21 protein-coding genes are annotated in these 20,721 nt (G+C 66.1%); 14 read left to right on the plus strand and 7 right to left on the minus strand.

Translation table 11 applies throughout. The features are described 5' to 3' along the window. Positions 1-165: 165 nt before the first annotated feature. Positions 166-1,011, plus strand: coding sequence for an MlaA family lipoprotein (locus ACO06O_RS16595; RefSeq protein WP_421882201.1), 846 nt, complete (start codon positions 166-168; stop codon positions 1,009-1,011). An 11-nt stretch (positions 1,012-1,022) separates the two neighbouring features. Further along, positions 1,023-1,655: an MlaC/ttg2D family ABC transporter substrate-binding protein gene (locus ACO06O_RS16600; RefSeq protein ID WP_421882204.1), complete on the plus strand. Its 633-nt coding sequence runs from the start codon at positions 1,023-1,025 to the stop codon at positions 1,653-1,655. A gap of 34 nt (positions 1,656-1,689) precedes the next feature. Here the strand turns inward: ACO06O_RS16600 and ACO06O_RS16605 are convergent, their stop codons facing one another. Then, positions 1,690-2,283 (minus strand): TIGR02444 family protein, encoded by a 594-nt coding sequence (locus ACO06O_RS16605; protein WP_421882207.1) that lies wholly within the window; start codon positions 2,281-2,283, stop codon positions 1,690-1,692. Positions 2,284-2,323: 40 nt separating this feature from the next. Here ACO06O_RS16605 and ACO06O_RS16610 point away from each other — a divergent pair, with 40 nt between their 5' ends. Beyond that, positions 2,324-2,632, plus strand: a complete 309-nt coding sequence (locus ACO06O_RS16610) for a YdcH family protein (protein WP_421882210.1) — start codon at positions 2,324-2,326, stop codon at positions 2,630-2,632. Positions 2,633-2,654: 22 nt separating this feature from the next. Here ACO06O_RS16610 and ACO06O_RS16615 read toward each other — a convergent pair whose 3' ends face one another. Further along, a complete protein-coding gene (locus ACO06O_RS16615; RefSeq protein ID WP_421882212.1) occupies positions 2,655-3,425 on the minus strand; it encodes a diguanylate cyclase domain-containing protein in 771 nt (256 codons plus the stop codon). Positions 3,426-3,538: 113 nt separating this feature from the next. On the opposite strand from ACO06O_RS16615, the gene purE reads away from it, so the two are divergent. Together purE and ACO06O_RS16625 are read left to right on the plus strand one after the other, a co-directional pair. Then, positions 3,539-4,030, plus strand: a complete 492-nt coding sequence (gene purE, locus ACO06O_RS16620) for a 5-(carboxyamino)imidazole ribonucleotide mutase (RefSeq protein WP_421882215.1) — start codon at positions 3,539-3,541, stop codon at positions 4,028-4,030. Further along, positions 4,023-5,108, plus strand: a complete 1,086-nt coding sequence (locus ACO06O_RS16625) for a 5-(carboxyamino)imidazole ribonucleotide synthase (RefSeq protein ID WP_421882218.1) — start codon at positions 4,023-4,025, stop codon at positions 5,106-5,108. Before purE ends, ACO06O_RS16625 begins: the two co-directional genes overlap by 8 nt. A gap of 9 nt (positions 5,109-5,117) precedes the next feature. Here the strand turns inward: ACO06O_RS16625 and ACO06O_RS16630 are convergent, their stop codons facing one another. From ACO06O_RS16630 to def, 3 genes are read right to left on the minus strand one after another with little or no spacing between them, the layout of a single operon-like run. After that, positions 5,118-5,468 (minus strand): hypothetical protein, encoded by a 351-nt coding sequence (locus ACO06O_RS16630; RefSeq protein WP_420418689.1) that lies wholly within the window; start codon positions 5,466-5,468, stop codon positions 5,118-5,120. A gap of 50 nt (positions 5,469-5,518) precedes the next feature. Then, complete coding sequence (locus tag ACO06O_RS16635; protein ID WP_421882221.1) at positions 5,519-6,205, minus strand: COQ9 family protein; 687 nt, start codon at positions 6,203-6,205, stop codon at positions 5,519-5,521. Next, complete coding sequence (def, locus tag ACO06O_RS16640; protein WP_421882224.1) at positions 6,192-6,794, minus strand: peptide deformylase; 603 nt, start codon at positions 6,792-6,794, stop codon at positions 6,192-6,194. The genes ACO06O_RS16635 and def overlap by 14 nt, the downstream gene beginning before the upstream one ends. Positions 6,795-6,954: 160 nt before the next feature. On the opposite strand from def, the gene rpsU reads away from it, so the two are divergent. Further along, complete coding sequence (rpsU, locus tag ACO06O_RS16645; RefSeq protein ID WP_169624038.1) at positions 6,955-7,158, plus strand: 30S ribosomal protein S21; 204 nt, start codon at positions 6,955-6,957, stop codon at positions 7,156-7,158. A gap of 116 nt (positions 7,159-7,274) precedes the next feature. On the opposite strand, the gene ACO06O_RS16650 is transcribed toward rpsU, so the two are convergent. Together ACO06O_RS16650 and ubiG are read right to left on the minus strand one after the other, a co-directional pair. After that, positions 7,275-8,471, minus strand: coding sequence for a multidrug effflux MFS transporter (locus ACO06O_RS16650; protein WP_421882227.1), 1,197 nt, complete (start codon positions 8,469-8,471; stop codon positions 7,275-7,277). A 216-nt stretch (positions 8,472-8,687) separates the two neighbouring features. Continuing rightward, the gene (ubiG, locus tag ACO06O_RS16655) at positions 8,688-9,437 is read right to left on the minus strand and encodes a bifunctional 2-polyprenyl-6-hydroxyphenol methylase/3-demethylubiquinol 3-O-methyltransferase UbiG (RefSeq protein ID WP_421882230.1); all 750 of its coding nucleotides are present in this window, start codon (positions 9,435-9,437) and stop codon (positions 8,688-8,690) included. Between the two features lie 149 nt (positions 9,438-9,586). Between ubiG and ACO06O_RS16660 the strand changes: the two genes are divergently transcribed. The 8 genes from ACO06O_RS16660 (at position 9,587) to prmC (ending at position 20,707) form a co-directional block, all read left to right on the plus strand. Then, positions 9,587-10,807: an aspartate kinase gene (locus tag ACO06O_RS16660; protein WP_420418694.1), complete on the plus strand. Its 1,221-nt coding sequence runs from the start codon at positions 9,587-9,589 to the stop codon at positions 10,805-10,807. A gap of 181 nt (positions 10,808-10,988) precedes the next feature. After that, complete coding sequence (gene ptsP, locus ACO06O_RS16665) at positions 10,989-13,268, plus strand: phosphoenolpyruvate--protein phosphotransferase (RefSeq protein WP_420418695.1); 2,280 nt, start codon at positions 10,989-10,991, stop codon at positions 13,266-13,268. A gap of 144 nt (positions 13,269-13,412) precedes the next feature. Next, positions 13,413-14,933 carry a RodZ domain-containing protein gene (locus tag ACO06O_RS16670; protein ID WP_421882233.1) on the plus strand — a complete coding sequence of 507 codons (1,521 nt, stop codon included), beginning with the start codon at positions 13,413-13,415 and terminating at the stop codon, positions 14,931-14,933. A gap of 123 nt (positions 14,934-15,056) precedes the next feature. Further along, the gene (ispG, locus tag ACO06O_RS16675) at positions 15,057-16,187 is read left to right on the plus strand and encodes a flavodoxin-dependent (E)-4-hydroxy-3-methylbut-2-enyl-diphosphate synthase (RefSeq protein ID WP_421882237.1); all 1,131 of its coding nucleotides are present in this window, start codon (positions 15,057-15,059) and stop codon (positions 16,185-16,187) included. A 46-nt stretch (positions 16,188-16,233) separates the two neighbouring features. Further along, entirely contained in the window at positions 16,234-17,478 is a 1,245-nt protein-coding gene (gene hisS / locus ACO06O_RS16680; RefSeq protein WP_421882240.1) for a histidine--tRNA ligase, read from the plus strand. A gap of 3 nt (positions 17,479-17,481) precedes the next feature. Continuing rightward, on the plus strand, positions 17,482-18,786 hold the full coding sequence (gene hemA, locus ACO06O_RS16685) for a glutamyl-tRNA reductase (RefSeq protein ID WP_421882243.1): 1,305 nt from the start codon (positions 17,482-17,484) through the stop codon (positions 18,784-18,786). Then, entirely contained in the window at positions 18,783-19,865 is a 1,083-nt protein-coding gene (gene prfA, locus ACO06O_RS16690) for a peptide chain release factor 1 (RefSeq protein WP_421882246.1), read from the plus strand. The genes hemA and prfA overlap by 4 nt, the downstream gene beginning before the upstream one ends. Beyond that, positions 19,862-20,707, plus strand: coding sequence for a peptide chain release factor N(5)-glutamine methyltransferase (gene prmC / locus ACO06O_RS16695; RefSeq protein WP_421882249.1), 846 nt, complete (start codon positions 19,862-19,864; stop codon positions 20,705-20,707). The genes prfA and prmC overlap by 4 nt, the downstream gene beginning before the upstream one ends. Positions 20,708-20,721 lie beyond the last annotated feature (14 nt).

Consider the following 20,721-nt stretch of genomic DNA (forward strand, 5'->3'; position numbering starts at 1 on the left):
GGGCAACGTTCCCGCCCGGGAACCGAAGCGAAGTTGGGACCGCCCAATCCGCCGCAGAATGCGGCCTTGTCAGGCGGTCGCGGGAGTAATGAGCGCGTAAAGTGTTGATTAAGCGACGCAATTACCGATTTCGGGCACGCGCCGCACGGGTTAGGGACGTATAGAATGCCGGCTGGTCTTGTTTCGATTGCTTCCATCAAACGCCTTTGCGCCGGCATCGTGCTGTCGGTCGCGCTTGTCGGCTGCGCCACAGCGCCGACCGATCCCGTCGAACGGGAAATCTATGACGAAGCGAACGACCCGGTTCAGCCGCTGAACGAGGCGATCTTCGAATTCAACATGGCCGTCGACCGCGCTGTCCTGCGCCCGGTCGCCCAGGCTTACGAATTCATCCTGCCCGACCTGGTGCGCGACGGCGTCCGCAACTTCCTGCGCCACATCAAGACGCCGGTTATCCTGGCCAACGACCTGATGCAGGGCGATATCGACCGCGCGGGCGAAACCATGGGCCGCTTCATCTTCAACACGGTCGCCGGTTTCGGGGGCGTGTTCGATGTGGCCGGCGAGGCGGGTATCGAATTTCACCAGGAAGATTTCGGTCAGACGCTGGCGGTTTGGGGGGTCGAGGAAGGCCCCTATCTGATGCTTCCCTTCATCGGCCCGTCCAGCGGGCGCGACGCGATCGGCATCATCGTCGACGCTGGCCTCGATCCGTTGCGCTGGTGGGGCTACAATTCCGATGACTTCGTCATCGAACATAACGGCCTGATCCGCACGGTCACCGAGGCGGTGGACACGCGGTCCCGGAACTACAAGCAACTGGAAGACCTGGAAGAAACCTCCCTGGACTTCTACGCAACGGTGCGGAGCCTCTATCGCCAACAGCGCGAAAGCCTGATCCGGAACGGCGTGCCCGACGACGACGCACTGCCCAATATCGGTTTCGAAGGCTATGAAGGCATCGACACGGAGTCGGATGGGAAAAACACCCAGGCCAGCCTTGTCAACTGAGGCATTTGTTCATGTCGCGGCGTAGGTTTATCGGCGGACTGTTCGCCGGTTTCATAGCACTGATCGGTTTTGCGGGAACGTCGGACGCCCGAGCGGCGGAAGACGCCGGCACGTTCATTATGCGCATGGCTGACAAGGCCGTTGGCGCCCTGTCCAATCCCGACCTCAGCAACCAGGACCGCGCGGAAAAATTCCGCAGCCTGCTGCGCGAAGGCATGGATATCTCCGACGTCGCGCGGCGTGCGCTGGGTCCCTATGTCCGCCGCGCCACCGATGAGGAACTGAACGAGTTCGAATCCCTGCTGGAAGAGAACATCGTTCGCAAATACGCGATCCTGTTCAAGAATTATACCGGCCAGAAGGTCGAACTGGTCGACACCAAGGAAGGCCGTCGCGGCACCCAGAACGTCACCGTTCTGATTCATCGCAATGACGGCGCCCCGCCCGTCAATGTGCGTTGGGTCGTCCATGAAATCGACGGGTCGCTGAAGGTGATCGACATCATCGTCGAGCGCGTGTCCATGGTGACGACGCAGAAGGAAGAGTTCGTCTCGGTGATCCGCCGCAATGGCGGCCAGATCGACGCCCTGCTGCAGGAACTGCGCGAACGGAACGCCGAAATGGCGGACAACGTCAAAGGGTGACCCTCCGGGACGCCGCGCGCCGTCCGGACATTCCTTACTGAAGAGAATCCAGTTCCGCGCCCTCCGCGGCCCTCCCCCCCGGCACCGTGGCAGCCACCAGGATTTCGAACGCATCGCGCGGCATGTCGCCCGCCGCGATGCCGGCCATCGACGCATAACGGATCAAATTGCCCCGTACCAACCCGGCGCGGTCCGCCGCCCGGCCGTCGGTTCCGGACAAATGATCCATCAAGGTCACCAAATGATCCTGCTCGATGAACTCCGCATCCAGTTCCGCCTCCTTGATCTTGCGGCGCAGGGCGGCGGCGGTTTCCGCACCGATACCGCCGACCGAGGCCTTCAGACGGCGGCGCAACGCCCGCAGCGGGCCGATCGCCGTTTCGCGCCACGGGGCGACGGCCTGATCGGCGCGGCGCAACGTGTCCGTCGGCAGGCGGACGCCATGACGGCCGACCCAGCAGCACAGCAACAGAAGATTGACGTCCAGCCCGTGGCTTTCCTGCAGCGCCAGGCAGACGCCCTCGACCTGCGGCGCACTATAGGCGGTCAGCGAGAACCGGCGGAAGGCCGCAGCCGGATTGGTCGCGGGATCGGGTACAGGGCTGATGGCGTCTTCTTGATCCGTCATGCGCGTCAGGGTGACGCCCCGGCGTCACGGATGCAAGCTGGTGCTTCCGCGCGACGACGGATTGATCTATAATCCGCAAGTCCGACCCGCCGTCACCGGCGGGTCCGTTGTTTTCAGTCGTTACCGGGAAACCCTGCCGAAGATGGACGAGGAAGAAGAAGCCGAAATCAAGGCCGAGATCGCCGGCCTGACGGAAGAACATCGCGACCTGGACCAGATGATCGCCCGCGTTTCCGAAGCGGCGCCCTTCGACCAGCTTCAATTGCAGCGCATGAAGAAGCGGAAGCTGATGATCAAGGATCAGCTGTCGCGGCTGAACGCCATGCTGGTGCCCGACATCATCGCCTGACGATCCGCGCGGTCCACTTTCCTTAGCTTTCGGCGTCGCGATCCGCGCGGTCGAGCGCGTCCAGCGGCGATTCCCCCGATTGCAGTTCCGTGCGTCCGACCGACAGGCTGCCCGGCCGCAGATCGACCGTTTCCACCGAATGATCGATCGCCGCGGCCAGCGCATGGGCCAGGGCCTCCGCCCGGGCCAGGGCCGCATCGCCATGCAGGCCGGTCAGCAGGACAGCGAACTCCCCGTCGCGCAGCCGGCAGGCGGGTTCCGCCGGGTCGACCGTGCCGGCCAGCGCCCGGGACAGGATACGCTCTGCCCGGTAGGCCGCGGCCAATCCCACCCGGCGGCGGAAATCCTCGAATCCGTCGACCCGCAAGACCGCGACTTCGCTGCGCACCCCCTCGCGCTGATCCAGCAGTTCCAGATGGCGGGTTTCCGAAAAGAACTCGTCGCGCCGCAATAGACCGGTATCGGGATCGTGGCGGCGGGCCTCCTCGGCCCGGGCCAGCCGTTCCTCCGCCGCCTCCAGGGCCTCGTGCAGGCGGGCCAAATCGGCGGTGAACGTCCCGATCACCTGGCGCGTCGCCTCGTCGCTTTGGTCCAAATCCAATCCGTGGACGCGCACGGGATCAGCGGGCCCGCGCCCGGAATCCAGGCTTTCCCGCCAGGCGTCCAGTGCGTCCCATTCCCGTTCGGACGCGCTGCGCGGATGCGACGCGGCGGATCGCGCCGCCGGGTCGATGGGCATCCTGCGCGGCACCTTGGCCGGGTCGCGCGGCAGATTGGTCTCATCCGTCTTCATGACACCTATTATATAGGGATTCCATGTCTTGCGCGCACGGAACGCGCCCCTATACTCCCGGCCTTTCCGCCCGGCGGGCAGTTTCCGGGCCGATCTGACGAGGGGGTTAGGGCATGACGCAGCCTGTGGTCGGTATCATTATGGGCAGCCAGTCCGACTGGCCGACGATGAAACACGCGGCGGACACGCTGGAACAATTGGGCGTGCCGTTCGAGACCCGCATCGTCTCTGCCCACCGTACCCCCAAACGCATGGCCGAATACGCCGAAACCGCGCGCGACCGTGGCCTGAAGGCGATCATCGCCGGGGCCGGCGGCGCGGCCCATCTGCCCGGCATGACGGCAGCCATGACACCGCTGCCGGTGTTCGGCGTCCCGATCGAATCGAAAAGCCTGAAGGGGCAGGACAGCCTTCTGTCCATCGTGCAGATGCCGGCCGGCATTCCGGTCGGCACCTTGGCCATCGGCCGGGCGGGCGCGATCAACGCCGCGCTGCTGTCGGCATCGATCATCGCGCTGATGGACAGCGATGTCGCCGCCGCCCTGGACGCATTCCGCGCGAAACAGACCGACTCCGTCGCGGAGGTCCCGTCCGACGATGTCTGAGATCAGCGTCATCGCGCCCGGCGCGACCATCGGCATTCTGGGCGGCGGACAATTGGGCCGGATGCTGGCCGTCGCGGCCTCGCGCCTGGGCTATCACTGCCATATCTTCGAACCGCAGGCCGATTGCCCGGCCAGCCATGTCGCCGCCCATACCGCCGCCGGTTATGACGACATGGCGGCGCTGGATGCCTTCGCCGCCGCCGTCGATGTGGTGACGCTGGAATTCGAGAACGTACCGATCGCGGCCGTGGAACGCCTGGCGCAGCAAGTGCCGGTCCGGCCGGGCGCCGCCGCCCTGGCCGTGGCGCAGGACCGAGCGGAGGAGAAGGCCTTCCTGAACAAGGCCGGGATCGAAACCGCCCCCTGGGCACCGGTCCTGTCCCAGGCCGATCTGGAGAATGCCCTGGCCTTCACCGGCCGCCCGGCGGTCTTGAAGACGGCGCGGCTGGGCTATGACGGCAAGGGACAGTCCGCGATCCGGCCCGACACCAATATCGACGGGCTGTTCGACCGGATGGGCGGCGTCGCCTGTGTCCTGGAAGGCTTCGTCGACTTCGACCTGGAAGTCTCGGTCCTGGCCGCGCGCGGTCTGGACGGCGAGATCGCCTGTTTCGAGACGGTGGAGAACATCCATCGCGATCACATCCTGCACCGCACGCTGGTCCCGGCGCGCGTATCGCCCGAAATCGACGCCCGGGCGCAAGAAATCGCCCGGCGCACGATCGAGGCGCTGGACTATATCGGGCTGCTGGCGGTGGAGATGTTCGTCTGCGCCGACGGGCGGGTCGTCGCCAACGAGATCGCGCCGCGTCCGCACAATTCCGGGCATTGGTCCATCGACGGTGCGACGACCAGCCAGTTCGAACAGGTCGTGCGGGCGATTTGCGGTCTGCCGCTGGGCAAGACGCAGCGCGTGGCCGATTGCGAGATGCGCAACCTGATCGGGGACGAGGCCGACGACTGGGCCGCGATCCTGGCCGACCCCGGTGCGCGTCTGCATCTCTACGGCAAGGCGGAAAGCCGCCCGGGCCGCAAGATGGGTCATGTCACCACGCTGTTCCCGAAGCCGGACCGCTGACGGGATCAGTCAACGGATGACCCAGTAGACCGCCGATCCGATAAAGACGAAGATCCAGACGAAGGGCGCCAGCGCGACCAGCATCGCGCCGGTATAGAGATCGCGGCTGTGCATCAGGACCGCCAGCGCGATGCAGACCAGCCCGGACACCGGATAGAAATAGGCGGTGTTGGCCATCAGCGACGGCAGATCTCCCACGGAATCGTAGAGGATCATCACCGTCACCGCCAGGATGACCCCCAGCGGACAGAAGGCGGCGGCGGACGCGATGATGGCGTTGCGGGAAACGAGCTTCGCCTCCTCCCGCCAGCCCTTGGCCTCGGCGTCCTTCAACTCGTCTTTCAGATGTTTCCAGAACACCCGTTCGCCCCCTCCCGCAAACGATCCCGCCCGCAAACGATCCTGTGGCGTCAGCCGGCGCCGCGCATGCCGCCGCGGAACGAGCGGAAGGCGCGCAGGCGGGCGGGCAGGAGATCGGCCGCTTTGGCGACGCGCGCCTTCACCTTAGGCACCTGCATCACATTTTCGATCCGCCGGGCCAGGAAGGCGCGGGTATCGGCGAAATCCTCGCTGTTGTCGTTCAGCCAATACAGCAGGGTCGAGGAATAGACGCCGCTGAGCAGCATGCGCTTGGAATAGAAATTCCAATCCGTCGACCGGTCGCCCGCCGCGAACCACATATCGTCGACGGTCCGGTAGAGAAGCTGCAATGCTAGCCCGGCATTCTGCGGCTTGGACAGGATGGCCAGCCCGCGCCGGATCGCCTCGCGGTCCTGGGCGTTTTGCTCCAGCCGGGTCATCACGGCCGCCGCGATACGCTCGCGGATCTTCATGCTGTCCAGATCGGCCGTGTCCAGCGCCGCCATCATCCGCCGGTCGGCCAGCTTGGAATGCCACGCGATCATGTCCCTCGCCGCCCCGGGGAACAGCGCGTCGGCATCCTTCCGGTCGACACCCAGATCGTCGGCGGCGCGCATCAAAGCCGCGCGCGTCCAGCCGTCGAAGGGAACATGTGTCACCGCCGCCTCGATCAGGCGGTCGCGGATTTCGCGGGTATCCTCCGGCAATTCGCCGCCGGCGGTCTCAGCCTTCGTCATAATCCGGCTCCTCTTCATCCTCGTCGGGTTCCGGCGGCAGGCCCATCAGGCGGCGCGCCTTTTCCGGCATGCCGTGCCGCAATTCTTCCCGGAACAGCAGTAAGGATAGATCATCCATGCGCTGCGGGTACAGGATACCGTCCAAATGGTCGCATTCATGCTGTACGACCCGGGCGTGGAAGCCGGAAATCTCCTGGTCGATCCCCGCCCCGTCCGGCGTGTCGGCGCGCAGCCGGATTTTCGTGACGCGCGGCACCAGGCCCAGCATGCCCGGCACCGACAGGCAGCCCTCCCAGTCATAGGCGATCTCGTCCGTCAGCGGCTCGATCACCGGATTGATCAGCGCCGTCAGCGGCACGTCGTCCTGATCCTCCTCGCCCTTGCGGCGGCTGCCGGACACGAAATAAACGACGGCGCGCAGCGGCACATGGACCTGCGGCGCGGCCAGGCCGGTGCCGTCGGCATCGTCCATCGTGTCGACCATATCGTCGAGCAGGGCCAGGATATCCGGCGAATCCGCCTCCGGGATTTCCTCCGCGATCTGGCGCAGGACCGGATGTCCCATCCTGGCGATCTTCAATATGGCCATGGGCGGCTCCTTAAAGACCCCGGAAGTCCGGGATCATGGGGGGTTCACAAATCGGGTCCCCGGTGGTATACGCCCGCATCCGGTCGGGGGACAGCCCCCGCCAACCGTATTTTATTGCGGTTTCTAAAACTTCAATCGCTTGAAAGGCGGGTGAAAGCAAGTGCAGGTCATCGTTCGCGATAACAACGTCGATCAGGCCCTTCGTGCGCTGAAGAAAAAGCTGCAGCGTGAAGGCGTCTTCCGGGAAATGAAACTCCGTCGGCATTTTGAAAAGCCGTCCGAGAAGAAGGCCCGGGAAAAGGCGGAAGCGCAGCGGCGCCACCGCAAACTTCTGCGGAAGCGCCTCGAGCGTGAAGGGTTCTAGTCTTCGGACCTGACGGCCGATCCGCCCCGGCGGACCGGACAGCAGTTAGCGGAAACGCTCTCGAGATTTCGGGGGCGTTTTTGCTTTTGGGGCGCCGGGAATTTCAGGCGAGAGGATCAGGCGGGTTCTTCGATGGGTCCCGCCCGCATCACGACCAGCGCCGCCAGCAAAGAGACCACGGTTGCGCCCAGCATCAGGGCCAGCAGGCCCGCGGCGGCGTTCTGCGGCGTCAGCAATATCCCGGCCAGGGTCGACATCACCGCCCCGGTGCCGACCGTCATCGCGCCGGACAGACCGGCGGCGCTGCCCGCCAGGCTGGGATTGACCGACATGACGCCGGCATTGCTGCTGGGATTGGTGATGCCGTTGCCGATTCCGACGCAGATCGTCGCTGCGAAATACAGGATCGGATCGACCGTGCCGGACAGGACCAGCACCAGACCGATGGTCAGTCCGGAACAGGCGACCAGACGGCCCGCCACCATCATCACCGCCAGGGGAAAGCGTGACGAGAACCGGCCGGACAGGAAACTGCCGAACAGGAACCCGCCGGTGATCGACCCCATGCAGATGCCCAGCACCGACGGCGACATGCCGAAATGCGCGACCGCGACCAGCGGCACCCCCGCCAGGAATGCGAAGAAAGCGCCGACGGAAAAGGCCGCACAGCAGGCAAAACCCCAGAAGCGGCGCGACCCCAGCACGGTCGGATAGGTCCGGAACTGGCTGAGGAAGGATCGCGACTTGTTGCGGTTGGTCTCCCCCATATCCGCCCAGCAGACGACCAGCAGAACCCCCGCCACCCCGGCGTAGAACAGGAAATTGGCGCGCCAGCCGAAGGTTTCGTCCAGCACGCCGCCGACCAGCGGCCCGGTCATCGGCATCACGGACATGGCCATGCTGAGGAACCCCAGGCGGCTGGCGGCGTCGCGCGGCCCGAATGTGTCGCGCACCACCGACAGCGATATCCCCCACCCGGCGACGATCGCGCCCTGCAACAGGCGGAAGGCCAGGAAGATCTCGACATCGTCCGTGGTGGCGCAGACCAGGGATGCGGCCAGGAAGATCGCCAGGGACACCAGGATGACCGGCCGCCGCCCGAACCGGTCCGACAGCGGCCCGATGATCAATTGCAGCCCCGCCGTCACCGCCAGATAGCCTGAAATGGCGAAGCTGATCGCGGCGTAATCCACCCCGAAATGCTGGGCCATGCCGGCCAGGGACGGCAGGAACATGTTCAGCGTCAGCGTCGTCAACGCCGTCAGGGCGACGAGCGTGGCGAAACGGGGCGGGGTCGTGGCGGCGGTCAGCATCGGGGATCCAATTAGGTCGGCGGCAAGTTCAGGGCGAAAAAAAACCTCCGAAACCGGGTCGGAGGCGCATGGGGAACGGATCAGGCTCCGTTACCGGTCCATGCGCGGTCTACCTACGACGGTTACGGTATGGGTCATGGCGCGGGCGGTCCTTTCCTGCAGTTCGCGGAAAAGACGCTATCACGGCTTTCGGCGGCTGGGAACGGAAAGCCGTGATCAGGATTTGATCGCAAAGGCCAGATAATTCACCGCCACATCGCGGGGGGCGAGGTGGAATTCGTCCTGGACCGGGTTGTAGGCCATGCCGCACAGATCGGCGATCTGCATGCCCGTGGGGCGCAGGCCGGCGGCCAGTTCGGACGGTTTGACGAATTTGCGCCAGTTATGGGTGCCGCGCGGCAGCCAGCGCAGGATGTATTCCGCCCCGACGATGCCCAGCGCGAATGACTTGGCCGTCCGGTTGAAGGTCGACAGCGCCATCGCGCCGCCCGGCCGGACCAGCGCGGCGGCATCGGACAGGAAACCGTGCAGATCGGCGACATGCTCGACCACTTCCATATTCACCACGGCGTCGAACTGCGCCCCTTCCTCCACCAACTGATCGGCGGTCGTATGGCGATAGCGGATATCGAGCCCCATGCGCTGGGCATGGTTCAGCGCAATGTCGATCGACCGTCCGGTCGCATCGACCCCGGTCACGTCCGCCCCGAGGCGAGACAGCGGTTCGCAGATCAAGCCGCCGCCGCAGCCGATATCGCAGATGCTGAGCCCCGCCAGCGGCTTCGGCTTCAACGGATCGCGGCCGAACCGCGCGCATAGCCGGTCGCGGATATAGCCGATCCGCACCGGGTTCAGCATGTGAAGCGGCTTGAACTCGCCCTCTGCGTCCCACCATTGGTCGGCGATGGCGGCGAATTTCTCAATTTCGGCCGGATCGACGGTCGCGGCGGCTGATTTCGCTGACATGGCGCGGATATCCCGGTTTTTGCTGACGCTTGCCCTTGCCTAGGCTACGGCATCCGAGTATGGATACGCCGCCCGTGCCGGGCAAGCGGCAGTCCGCCGCAGCGAGGCCGGAACCCTGGTCATCCTTCGTAGAAAGCGATCCCGAAAAGATGGCGCGTATCGTTATGAAATTCGGCGGGACTTCCGTTGCCGATATTGGCCGGATCGAAAACGCCGCCCGCCGCGTCCAGCGCGAGGTCGAGGCCGGCCATGAGGTCGCCGTCGTCGTCTCCGCCATGGCCGGCGTGACCAATCAACTGGTCGGCTACGTTCAGGAAACGTCGAAGATTTACGACGCCCGCGAATATGACGCGATCGTCGCGTCGGGCGAACAGGTGACGGCCGGCCTGATGGCGCTGCGCCTGCAGGAAATGGGCATTTCCGCCCGCTCCTGGCTGGGCTGGCAGATCCCGATCCGCACCAATGAAGTCCACGGCAAGGCCCGGATCGAAGACATCGACGGGTCCGAGATCGTGCGCCGCTTCGGCGAGGGCCAGGTTGCCGTGGTCGCCGGGTTCCAAGGGGTTTCGCCGAACAACCGCATCGCGACCCTGGGGCGCGGCGGGTCGGACACCTCGGCCGTTGCGGTCGCCGCGGCGCTGAAGGCGGACCGCTGCGACATCTACACCGATGTCGACGGCGTCTACACGACCGATCCCCGGATCGTGCCGAAAGCGCGTAAGATCGAAAAGATCAGTCACGAGGAAATGCTGGAGATGGCGTCGCTGGGGGCGAAGGTCCTGCAGACGCGCTCCGTCGAAATTGCCATGAATCACGGCGTGCGGCTTCAAGTCCTGTCCTCCTTCGAGGACAAGCCGGGCACGCTGGTCGTAGACGAGGAAGAGATCGTGGAACAGCAAGTCGTAAGCGGCATCGCCTACAGCCGGGACGAAGCCAAGATCACCCTGGTCAAAGTCGCCGACAAGCCGGGCGTGGCCGCCAATATCTTCGGCCCGCTGACTGATGCGTCGATCAATGTCGACATGATCGTCCAGTCGGTGTCGCCCGACGGCGAACGCACCGACATGACCTTCACCGTGGCACGGACCGATCTGGACCGCGCGGTCCAGGTCCTGAAATCGAATCATGACAAGATCGGCTATGAAAGCCTTCTGTCGGATGGCGATGTCGTGAAAATCTCGGTCATCGGCGTCGGTATGCGCAGCCATGCCGGGGTCGCCCAGACCATGTTCCGCACCCTTGCGGAGAAGGGCATCAATATCCAAGTCATCTCTACCAGCGAGATCAAGATCTCGACCCTGGTAGCCGAGGAATATGCCGAATTGGCGATGCGCGCGTTGCACACGGCCTATGGGCTGGACGCGGCGTAAATCGTATCGCTGGGGGAACGACGGGCGTTCAAGAATCCGTCGCTGCAAACGACAAATTAAGGTTTGGGGGCCAAGCTGCCGGTATCAGGTCCGGCGGCGGCGGCCAACCTGATTTGAGCAAACCGGGTTAGAGCGAGCGTGGTTTTCGCCCGCCTGGTTTGAGAATGGACGGGACGGCCCGATGGACGGGGACAGCGTAAGCGCGACGGCGAACTGGGTAGGACCGCGCAAGCTGCTGCGGCGGCTGCGTGACGTCATGGCCGGTCCGGGCGACGCCCAGGAACGCCTGGACAAGATCGCCAAGCTGATCGCCGCCGATCTGGTGGCGGAGGTCTGCTCGATCTATGTCCGCCGCGCCGGGGACGTCCTGGAACTGTTCGCCACCGAAGGCCTGAAGCCGGGCGCGGTTCACAACACCCGTCTGCGCGTCGGCGAGGGGATCGTCGGCGCCATCGCCGCCGACAGCCGCCCGATGGCCCTGGCCGAGGCCAACAAACATCCGAATTTCGCCTATCGCCCCGAAACCGGGGAGGAAATCTATACCTCCATGATGGGCGTGCCGATCCTGCGCGGCGGCCGCATGCTGGGCGTGCTGGCGATCCAGAACCGCACCCGGCGGCATTACACGGACGAAGAGGTGGAGACGCTGGAAACCGTCTCCATGGTCGTCGCCGAGATGGTGGTCGGCGGGGAGCTGGTCGGCGCCGCGGAACAGAACCCGGCGGACGGGATCGGCCTGAAGCCGCTGCGCCTGGAAGGCATCCGCCTGAATGGCGGTCTGGCCCTGGGCCGCGCCGTGCTGCACCGTCCGGAGATTCCGGTCGGCCGCACCGTCGCGGAAGACGCCGAGGTGGAGAAGCAGCGGCTGGAAACGGCGCTGGACAGCATGCACCGGCGGCTGGACGACATGCTGGCCGCCGCCGACGCGGAAGGACCCGGCGACCATATCGATATCCTGAAGACCTATCGCATGTTCGCGAAGGACAAGGGCTGGATCCGCCGCATCGTCGAGAACATCGATAACGGTCTGACCGCCGAGGGCGCCGTCGTGCGCGTCCAGGACGATACCCGCGCGCGGATGAAGAAGGTCGACGACGCCTATCTGCGCGAACGCCTGCTGGACCTGGAAGACCTTGCCTTCCGGCTGTTGCAGCACCTGTCCGGCGAAACCGGCGCGGGCAAGAACCTGCCCGAGGACACGATCCTGATCGCCCGCAATCTGGGCCCGGCGGATCTGCTGGATTACGACCGGGCGCATTTGCGCGCGCTGATCCTGGAGGAAGGATCCAGCACGTCCCATGTCGCCATCGTCGCCAAGGCCCTGCAGATCCCCGTGGTCGGGCGCGTGAAGAACGTCCTGGACCGGGTCGAACCGATGGATTCCATCCTGGTCGATGGCGGCAATGCGCTGTGCTATATCCGGCCGGGCGACGAGGTCCTGTCGGCGTTCCAGACGTCGATGCGCCTGTTCGAGGAAAAGCGCGCGGCCTATCTGGCGGCGAAGGACCTGCCCTCGGTCACCCGCGACGGCGTCGACATCACGCTGATGATGAATGCCGGCCTTTTGATCGATATGGTCCATCTGCACGCGACCGGCGCGGCGGGGATCGGCCTGTACCGGACCGAAGTGCCCTTCATGGTGCGGTCCGACTTTCCCGATACGCCGACCCAGGCCGATCTGTACCGCAAGATCATCGATCAGGCCGAAGGCAAACCGATCACTTTCCGCACCCTGGATATTGGCGGCGACAAGGTCCTGCCCTATTTCCAGGAGGCGCAGGAGGAAAACCCCGCCATGGGCTGGCGCGCGATCCGTATCGCCATCGACCGGCCGGGGCTGCTGCGCGGTCAGCTGCGCGCCCTGATCCAGGCCAGCAGCGGGCGGCCGCTGCGGGTCATGTTCCCGATGATCGCCAATACCGACGAATTCGTTCAGGCCCGCGCCATGCTGGACAAGGAGCTGGGCCGCGCCGCCCAGCGCGGCATGACCCTGCCGGAACGGATCGAAATCGGCGCGATGCTGGAAGTGCCGTCGCTGATCTATCAGTTGGACACGCTGGGACCGAAGGCGGATTTCGTGTCGATCGGCAGCAACGATCTGCTGCAGTTCCTGTTCGCCAGCGACCGGGGCAATCCGCGCCTGGACGGACGGTATGACAGCCTGTCCGCGCCGGTCCTGAACGTCATCCGGGACATCGTCCGCCGGTCCGAGGCGGCGGGTCTGGAACTGTCTGTCTGTGGCGAAATGGCGGGCAATCCGCTGGACGCGCTGGCCCTGATCGGACTGGGCGTACGGCGCCTGTCGATGTCGCCCGCCAATATCGGCCCGGTGCGCGACGCCGTGCGCGGGGCGGATACCCAGCGCCTGGCCGATTTCACCGAAACCCTGACCCGCCGGACCGACCGGTCGCTGCGTCAGGCCATGGCGGATTTCGCCCGCGACCACGGCATCCCGGTATAAGAGAATATATCCCGACAAAAAGTGCGGGAAGTGGCTTTGCAATACGCCGCGAACCACGCCATACTGCGGGCGAATCTGGGCTTTCCGCACCGGTGCGGATGTTGAGCTGATGCCGTCGCCGGTGCATTACCAAGGTTGAGGCACATGAGAGCGTCTGCGCAACCGCAGCAGCATCCACGGCTTGTTTCCGATTCCGAACGGCCCGGTGCCGGTGTCGGCGCGATCCTGCGCGGGGCCAGACTGGCCCGGGACGAGGAGTTGCGGGAAGTCGCCTCGGCCCTGCGCATCCGCCTGCCCTATCTGGAAGCGATCGAGGACGGCCGGGTCGAAGACCTGCCGGGCGTCACCTATGGGATCGGCTTCGTGCGCGCCTATGCCGAATATCTCGGCCTCGACGCGGCGGATATCGTTTCGCGCTTCAAGCTGGAGGCGCGCGGCATCGACCGGCGCACCCAACTGCATTTCCCCGAACCGCTGCCCGGCAACCGCGTGCCCGGCGGAGCGCTGCTGCTGCTGGTGCTGATCATGGCCGGCGCGGTCTATGGCGGCTGGCTCTACACCTCTTCGCAGAACATGACCTTCACCGAAGCGGTCGAGGCCCTGCCGGAGCGTTTCCTGGCCCTGCTGGAAGACGGCGAACCGGTGACGGCCACCGCGACGGAGGACGCCGCGCAGACGGGTTCTGAACAGGCCGCCCCAGCCGAAACGGAGACGACGGCCATGGCACCGGCCGAGGGGACCGCCGCCGATCCGGCCGAACCGGTCCTGGACCAGATTCCGCCGCCCGCGACCGCCGTCGACACCGCCGCCCCGATCCAGACACCGGAACCGGCCGCGACGGGCGAGGTCAGCGCGCCGGAAACGGAGGCCGCCGATACGGTACAGGTGGCGCCGCAAGCGGAAACCGAACAAGCCGTTCCGGCCCCGGCAACCCCTCCGGTCACACCCTCGGCCGAGGCCGAAGCAGCGCCCGTGCTCGAACAGGCCACCGCGCAAACCGCCGAACCTGTCACCGCAGCGGCACCGCAGCCGGTAACGGATCAACCCGCCGAGCCGGCGGTCCCGACCACCGAACCGGCCACCCAACCGGCTGCCGACCCGACCGGCGGCGCGGCGGCGGATACTGAAATTTCTCCGCCTTCTCCCGCTCCCGCCCCGGCCCCAGCCCCGGTCGTCGAGTCAGCGCAACCGCGGCCCGAACCAGCGCCGCAGCCCGCCCCCCCGGCACCGGTTCAAACGGCCACCGTTGAGACACAGCCACAGCCGGAGCCCTCGGCGCCGCCGTCGATCGTGACGGAAGAATTGGCCGCGCCGGCGCTGCCGACCGAGGAGGAAACCGCCGCCGTGACGCAATCGGACACGGCAACGGCATCCGCCGGCGACGCCGCCGCAACCGCACCGGCCGCGAGCGGGCCGCGCATCATCATTCAGGCGACCAACGAATCCTGGATCCAGGTGGTCGACGCCAACGGCGCCGTGCTGATCGAAAAGCTGATGCTGATGGGTGAAATCTACCGCGTGCCGAACCGCGACGGGCTGAAACTGAATACCGGCAATGCCGGGGCACTGAAGCTGATCGTCAACGGCACCTTGATCCCGCCGTTGAGCACCCAGCCGGAAGTGATGCGCAATATCGACCTGTCGCCGCAGGCGCTGACGCAGTAACCTGCGCGCCTGGCCGTGCCGGGTGTGACAAGACGCCTTGGATCCCTTTTGCCAAGGCCTTGATAATTCCGGCCCGCGCGCGCATTTTCTGGCCATCGACACCGGACGGACGAGACTGCCGAAATGAGCGTCAGGCCCTATCGCGAGATTCACCGCCGTCAGGCGAAGAAGATCATGGTCGGCGACGTGGCCGTGGGCGGCGACGCCCCCATCACCGTCCAGACCATGACCAACACCCTGACCGCGGATGTCGAGGCGACCATCGCCCAGATCCGGCGCTGCGAAGTGGCCGGGGCCGATATCGTGCGCGTGTCCTGCCCCGACGAGGAATCGACGGCGGCGCTGGCGAAGATCATCCCGGAAGTCACGGTCCCGATCGTCGCGGACATTCATTTCCACTATAAGCGCGCGATCGAGGCGGCGGAGGCGGGCGCGGCCTGTCTGCGCATCAATCCGGGGAATATCGGGTCGGCGGCGCGGGTCAAGGAAGTGGTCCAGGCGGCGAAGGACCATGGCTGTTCCATGCGGATCGGCGTCAATGCCGGCTCGCTGGAGAAGCACCTTCTGGAACGCTATGGCGAACCCTGCCCGGAAGCCATGGTCGAAAGCGCCCTGGAACATGCCCGCATCCTGGAAGATAACGACTTCACCGAATTCAAGATCAGCGTGAAGGCGTCCGACGTCTTCCTGGCCGTCGCCGCCTATCACGGCCTGGCCGAGGCCTGCGACTACCCGTTGCATCTGGGTATCACCGAGGCGGGCGGTTTGCGCTCCGGGACGATCAAATCCTCCATCGGCATGGGCCAGTTGCTTTGGGCCGGGGTCGGCGACACGATCCGGGTCAGCCTGTCCGCCGAGCCGGAGGAAGAGGTCAAGGTCGGCTTCGATATGTTGAAGGCGCTGAACCTGCGCCATCGCGGGGTCAACGTCATCTCCTGCCCGTCCTGCGCGCGTCAGCAGTTCGATGTGATCGAAACCGTGAAAGTCCTGGAAGAACGCCTGGCCCATATCACCACGCCGATGACGGTCAGCGTGATCGGCTGTGTCGTGAACGGACCGGGCGAGGCGCGCGAGACCGATATCGGCTTCACCGGCGGCGGTAAGGGGACCCATCAGGTCTATATCGCCGGCCAGCCGCATCACCGCCTGAAAGACCAGTCCATCGTCGACCATCTGGTCGGACTGGTCGAACAGAAGGCAGCCGAGATCGAGGCGGAAAAAGCCGCCGACAGCCCGGCCGCCGCCGCAGAGTAGCGTCCCGACAATTCGATATTAACACCACGCCGAGGAGCCCCTTCTCATGGCAGAGCTTCAGCCTGTTCGCGGTACCCACGACCTTCTGCCCGACGATATGCGCGCCCATCGCCATGTCAGCGACCGGGCCCGCGACGTGGCCGCGACCCATGGCTTCGACGAGGTGGCGACCCCGATCTTCGAATTCACCAATGTCTTCGCGCGCACCCTGGGCGATACGTCCGATGTGGTGACGAAGGAGATGTATACCTTCGAAGACAAGGGCGGCGACATGCTGACCCTGCGGCCGGAAAACACGGCGGGCGTCTGCCGTGCCTTCATTTCCAACGGCCTGGCCCAGCACGCGCCGGTGAAATACTTCTACAGCGGCCCGATGTTCCGCCACGAGCGCCCGCAGAAGGGCCGGTTGCGCCAGTTCCACCAGATCGGCGTCGAACTGATCGGCGCGCCGCAGCCGCTGGCCGATGTCGAGGTCATCGCCTGCGGCCGCGCGATCCTGGAAGCCCTGGGCATCGCCGACAACACGGTGCTGGAACTGAATACGCTGGGCGATACCGACAGCCGTCAGGCCTATCGCGCCGCGCTGGTCGAGTATTTTTCCGGCCATATCGATAAGCTGTCGCAGGAGTCCAAGGACCGGCTGGAACGCAATCCGCTGCGCATCCTGGATTCCAAGGACGAGGGCGATCGCAAGCTGGTCGCCGACGCGCCCGTCTTCTCCGACTATCTGAACCCGGAAAGCGTCGATTTCTTCGGCACGGTGAAGGAAGGTCTGGACGCGCTGGGCATCGCCTACCGCCTGAACACGCGGCTGGTGCGCGGATTGGACTATTACTGCCACACCGCCTTCGAATTCACGACCGAGATGCTGGGCGCGCAAGGCACGGTCATGGCGGGCGGACGCTATGACGGGCTGATCGAGCAATTGGGCGGGCCGTCGACGCCGGGCGTCGGCTGGGCAGCGGGGATCGAGCGCCTGTCGATGCTGGTCGGCGAACAGGCCCCGGCGGCCGACCGTCCCGTGGTCGTCGTGCCGATGGGCGACGCCGCCGAACGTCAGGCGCTGGTCAGTGCCAAGGTCCTGCGCGACGCGGGTATCCGCGCCGAATACGCGTTCTCCGGCAATATGAAGAAGCGCATGAAGCACGCCAACAAGGTCAATGCCTGGGCGGCCCTGATCCTGGGCGACGATGAACTGGCACGCGGCGTGGCGCAGTTGAAGACGCTGGATGACGGCGAACAGCGCGAAGTGCCGCTGGACGATCTGGCCGCCGCCTGCCACCGGGGGTGAGGATTGACGGGAGACGCCGACCATAGCGCCGCCGCGCCTCCCGACCGGCCCTTCGCGGTCGGTGTCAGCTTCCGGACGGCGGATTCGCGGATTCGCGACCGCCTGTTCATCGAACCGAAGGCCCTGCCGGACCTGCTGTGCCGGGCGCGGGAGGGCGGCGCATCGGCGTTGATGGCGCTGTCGACCTGCGACCGGGTGGAGATCGTCGGCGCCGACCCGGAGCCGGAAGTGGCCTGCCGCGCGGCCGAGGCGATCCTGAAAGACCGGTTGGAGGGATCGGCGCCCGCCGGAATCTTCTACCGCCATTACGACATGGACGCGGTCCGTCACGTCTTCCGCATCGCCTGCGCCCTGGACAGCCAGATGGTCGGCGAATCGCAGATCCTGGGGCAGTTCAAGGAGGCGGTTCAGGCCGCGGCCGATGCCGGGATGGTGACAGGGGATCTGGATCGCCTGACGCAGGCGGCCCTGGCCCTGGCGAAGCGGGTGCGCAGCACGACCCGGATCGGCGAGGGCGCGGTATCCGCCGCCGCCGCCGCCGTGAAGGTCGCACAGGATCTGCATGGCGATATCCCGCGATGCCGGGCACTGCTGGTCGGGCTGGGCGAGACCGGCTGGCTGATCGCCGAACAGTTTCAGCGTGCCGGGATCGGCGTCCTGAACCTGACCGGCCCGTCGCGGCGGACGGAGCGGGAGGCCGCGCGGCGGCACCTGTCCTTCCGGCCCTTCGACACCCTGGCCGAGGCGCTGGCGGTATCGGACATCGTCATCACCGCCGCCGGACAAGGCCGATATCTGATCGACCGGGCGGCCGCGGCCGCCGCCCTGGACCTGCGCCGGTCGCGGCCGATCCTGTTCGTCGATGCCGGCATCCCGTCGGATATCGACCCGGCCGTGGATGCCCTGTCCGACGCCTTCCTGTATACGCTCCACGATATCGAGCGCCTGGCCGAGAAGGGCCAGTTGGACCGCAAGGCCGAAGCCCGCGAGGCCGAGGCGATGGTCGACGCCGCCCTGTCCGACTGGCGCCGCGCCCAGGCGGAGCGGGAGGGCGTGCCGGGTCTGGTGGCGCTGCGCGATCATTTCGACCGGCTGCGCGACGAGGTATTGATCCGCCATCCGAATGCCGGACCGGAAGAGGCGACGCGTCTTCTGGTCAACCGGTTGCTGCATGAGCCGAGCGAGCGCCTGCGGCGGATCGCGGGCGACGGGGGCGCGGCGGATCTGCGCGATACGATCACGGTGAACCGGGTGCTGGAGCGCCTGTTCGATTTGAAAGTTCAAGATGAGGACAAAGGCCGGGAATGAGCTGGACCGATAACATTGACCGGGTGATGCACCGGCACCGGGAATTGTCCGACCGCATGGCGGGCGGCGGACTGGACGCGTCCGAATTCCAATCCGTATCGATGGAATATGCCGAACTGTCCCCAGTCGTGGAGAAGGCCCAGGCTTTCCGTGACGCCAGCGCCGAACGCGACGATCTGGCCGCCATGGCCGAGGATACGTCCAACGACCGCGAAATGCGCGACCTTGCCCGGGAGGAACTGGCGGCGCTGGACGAGAGGCTGCCGGAGTTGGAGCAGGAGCTGAAACTGCTGCTGCTGCCCAAGGACGAGGCCGACCGGCGCAGCTGCATCCTGGAAATCCGCGCCGGGACCGGCGGCGACGAGGCGGCGCTGTTCGCGGGCGACCTGCTGCGCATGTATCAACGCTATTGCGGATTGCGCGGCTGGCAGTTCGAGGTGCTGGAAGCGTCCGAGACGGAAATCGGCGGGTTCAGCCAGGTCACAGCCTCCATCACCGGCAACGGCGCCTATGGGCGGCTGAAATTCGAATCCGGCACGCACCGGGTCCAGCGCGTGCCGGAGACCGAAAGCGGCGGGCGCATCCACACTTCCGCCGCGACCGTCGCCGTGCTGCCGGAAGCGGAAGAGGTCGACGTCCAGATCAACGAGGCCGATCTGCGGGTCGACACCTACCGGTCCCAGGGTGCCGGCGGGCAGCACGTCAACACGACGGACAGCGCCATCCGCATCACCCATATCCCGACCAATACCGTCGTCACCTGTCAGGACGAGAAGTCGCAGCACAAGAACCGCGCCAAGGCGATGAAGGTGCTGATGGCGAAGCTGTATGACATGGAGCGCGAACGGATGGACAGCGCCCGCGCCGCCGACCGCAAATCCATGGTCGGCACCGGCGACCGGTCCGGCCGCATCCGCACCTATAATTTCCCGCAAGGCCGGGTCACCGACCACCGCATCAACATGACCCTCTACAAGCTGGACCGGATGATGATCGGCGAGGCGGTGGACGAAATCCTCGACGCGCTGATCCTGGAAGACCAGACGGCGCAATTGGCCGAACTGGGAGAGGCCGGGTGAGCGAGACCGTCGGCGCCGCCCTGCGCGCCGCCGCCGACGCGCTGAATGCCGCCGGCATTCCCGGCGCGGTATGGGAGGCGCGCCATCTTCTGGCCGACCTGACCGGGCTGACGCCGACCCAGATGCTGACCGATCCCGACCGGCCGCTGGACCGGGCCGCGACCTACCGCGCCTGGATCGAAAGACGCGCCGCCGGGGAACCGTCCAGCCGAATTACAGGCTTCCGGGATTTTCGCGGCCTGTCCTTCCGGGTGACGGCGGAAACGCTGGACCCCAGGATCGACAGCGAAGTTCTGGTCGATACGGTTGTGGCGCAGTGCGGCGACGGCCCCGCCCGGATCGCCGATCTGGGCACCGGGACCGGCTGCCTGCTGCTGACCCTGCTGACGGAACGGCCGGCCTGGCGCGGCATCGGGGTGGACCTGTCCTTCGGCGCGGCACGCACGGCGCGGGAGAATGCGATGCGGCTGGGCCTGGCCGGACGCGCCGTCCTGCTGCGGGGAAGCTGGTCCCATGCCCTGGCCGATGCGTCCCTCGATATCCTGATTTCCAACCCGCCCTACATTCTCCGCGCGGTCCTGCCCGGTCTCGACGCCGCCGTGCGCGATTTTGATCCCGCGCTGGCATTGGACGGCGGTGCGGATGGTCTCGACGCCTATCGCGCCATCGCCGGGGATGCCCCGCGCGTGCTCAAACCGGGCGGGCGGCTGTTCCTGGAAATTGGCTGGGATCAGGGACAATCGGTCCCGGCGCTCCTGACCGCGCAGGGATTTCGGGACATCGCCGTGACGCAGGACGATGGCGGGCGGGACCGGGTCGTTTCGGCCACCGCCCCGCAGTGATCGGCGTCGGGGTC

Source organism: Pacificispira sp. (assembly GCF_965228185.1).
Lineage (GTDB): Bacteria > Pseudomonadota > Alphaproteobacteria > UBA8366 > Aestuariispiraceae > Pacificispira.

Coding starts and splice junctions, on each gene's coding strand:
- ACO06O_RS16595 (WP_421882201.1), top strand. CDS start 166: ATGCCGGCTGGTCTTGTTTCGATTGCTTCCATCAAACGCCTTTGCGCC.
- ACO06O_RS16600 (WP_421882204.1), top strand. CDS start 1,023: ATGTCGCGGCGTAGGTTTATCGGCGGACTGTTCGCCGGTTTCATAGCA.
- ACO06O_RS16605 (WP_421882207.1), bottom strand. CDS start 2,283: ATGACGGATCAAGAAGACGCCATCAGCCCTGTACCCGATCCCGCGACC.
- ACO06O_RS16615 (WP_421882212.1), bottom strand. CDS start 3,425: ATGAAGACGGATGAGACCAATCTGCCGCGCGACCCGGCCAAGGTGCCG.
- purE (WP_421882215.1), top strand. CDS start 3,539: ATGACGCAGCCTGTGGTCGGTATCATTATGGGCAGCCAGTCCGACTGG.
- ACO06O_RS16625 (WP_421882218.1), top strand. CDS start 4,023: ATGTCTGAGATCAGCGTCATCGCGCCCGGCGCGACCATCGGCATTCTG.
- ACO06O_RS16635 (WP_421882221.1), bottom strand. CDS start 6,205: ATGACGAAGGCTGAGACCGCCGGCGGCGAATTGCCGGAGGATACCCGC.
- def (WP_421882224.1), bottom strand. CDS start 6,794: ATGGCCATATTGAAGATCGCCAGGATGGGACATCCGGTCCTGCGCCAG.
- ACO06O_RS16650 (WP_421882227.1), bottom strand. CDS start 8,471: ATGCTGACCGCCGCCACGACCCCGCCCCGTTTCGCCACGCTCGTCGCC.
- ubiG (WP_421882230.1), bottom strand. CDS start 9,437: ATGTCAGCGAAATCAGCCGCCGCGACCGTCGATCCGGCCGAAATTGAG.
- ACO06O_RS16660 (WP_420418694.1), top strand. CDS start 9,587: ATGGCGCGTATCGTTATGAAATTCGGCGGGACTTCCGTTGCCGATATT.
- ptsP (WP_420418695.1), top strand. CDS start 10,989: ATGGACGGGGACAGCGTAAGCGCGACGGCGAACTGGGTAGGACCGCGC.
- ACO06O_RS16670 (WP_421882233.1), top strand. CDS start 13,413: ATGAGAGCGTCTGCGCAACCGCAGCAGCATCCACGGCTTGTTTCCGAT.
- ispG (WP_421882237.1), top strand. CDS start 15,057: ATGAGCGTCAGGCCCTATCGCGAGATTCACCGCCGTCAGGCGAAGAAG.
- hisS (WP_421882240.1), top strand. CDS start 16,234: ATGGCAGAGCTTCAGCCTGTTCGCGGTACCCACGACCTTCTGCCCGAC.
- prfA (WP_421882246.1), top strand. CDS start 18,783: ATGAGCTGGACCGATAACATTGACCGGGTGATGCACCGGCACCGGGAA.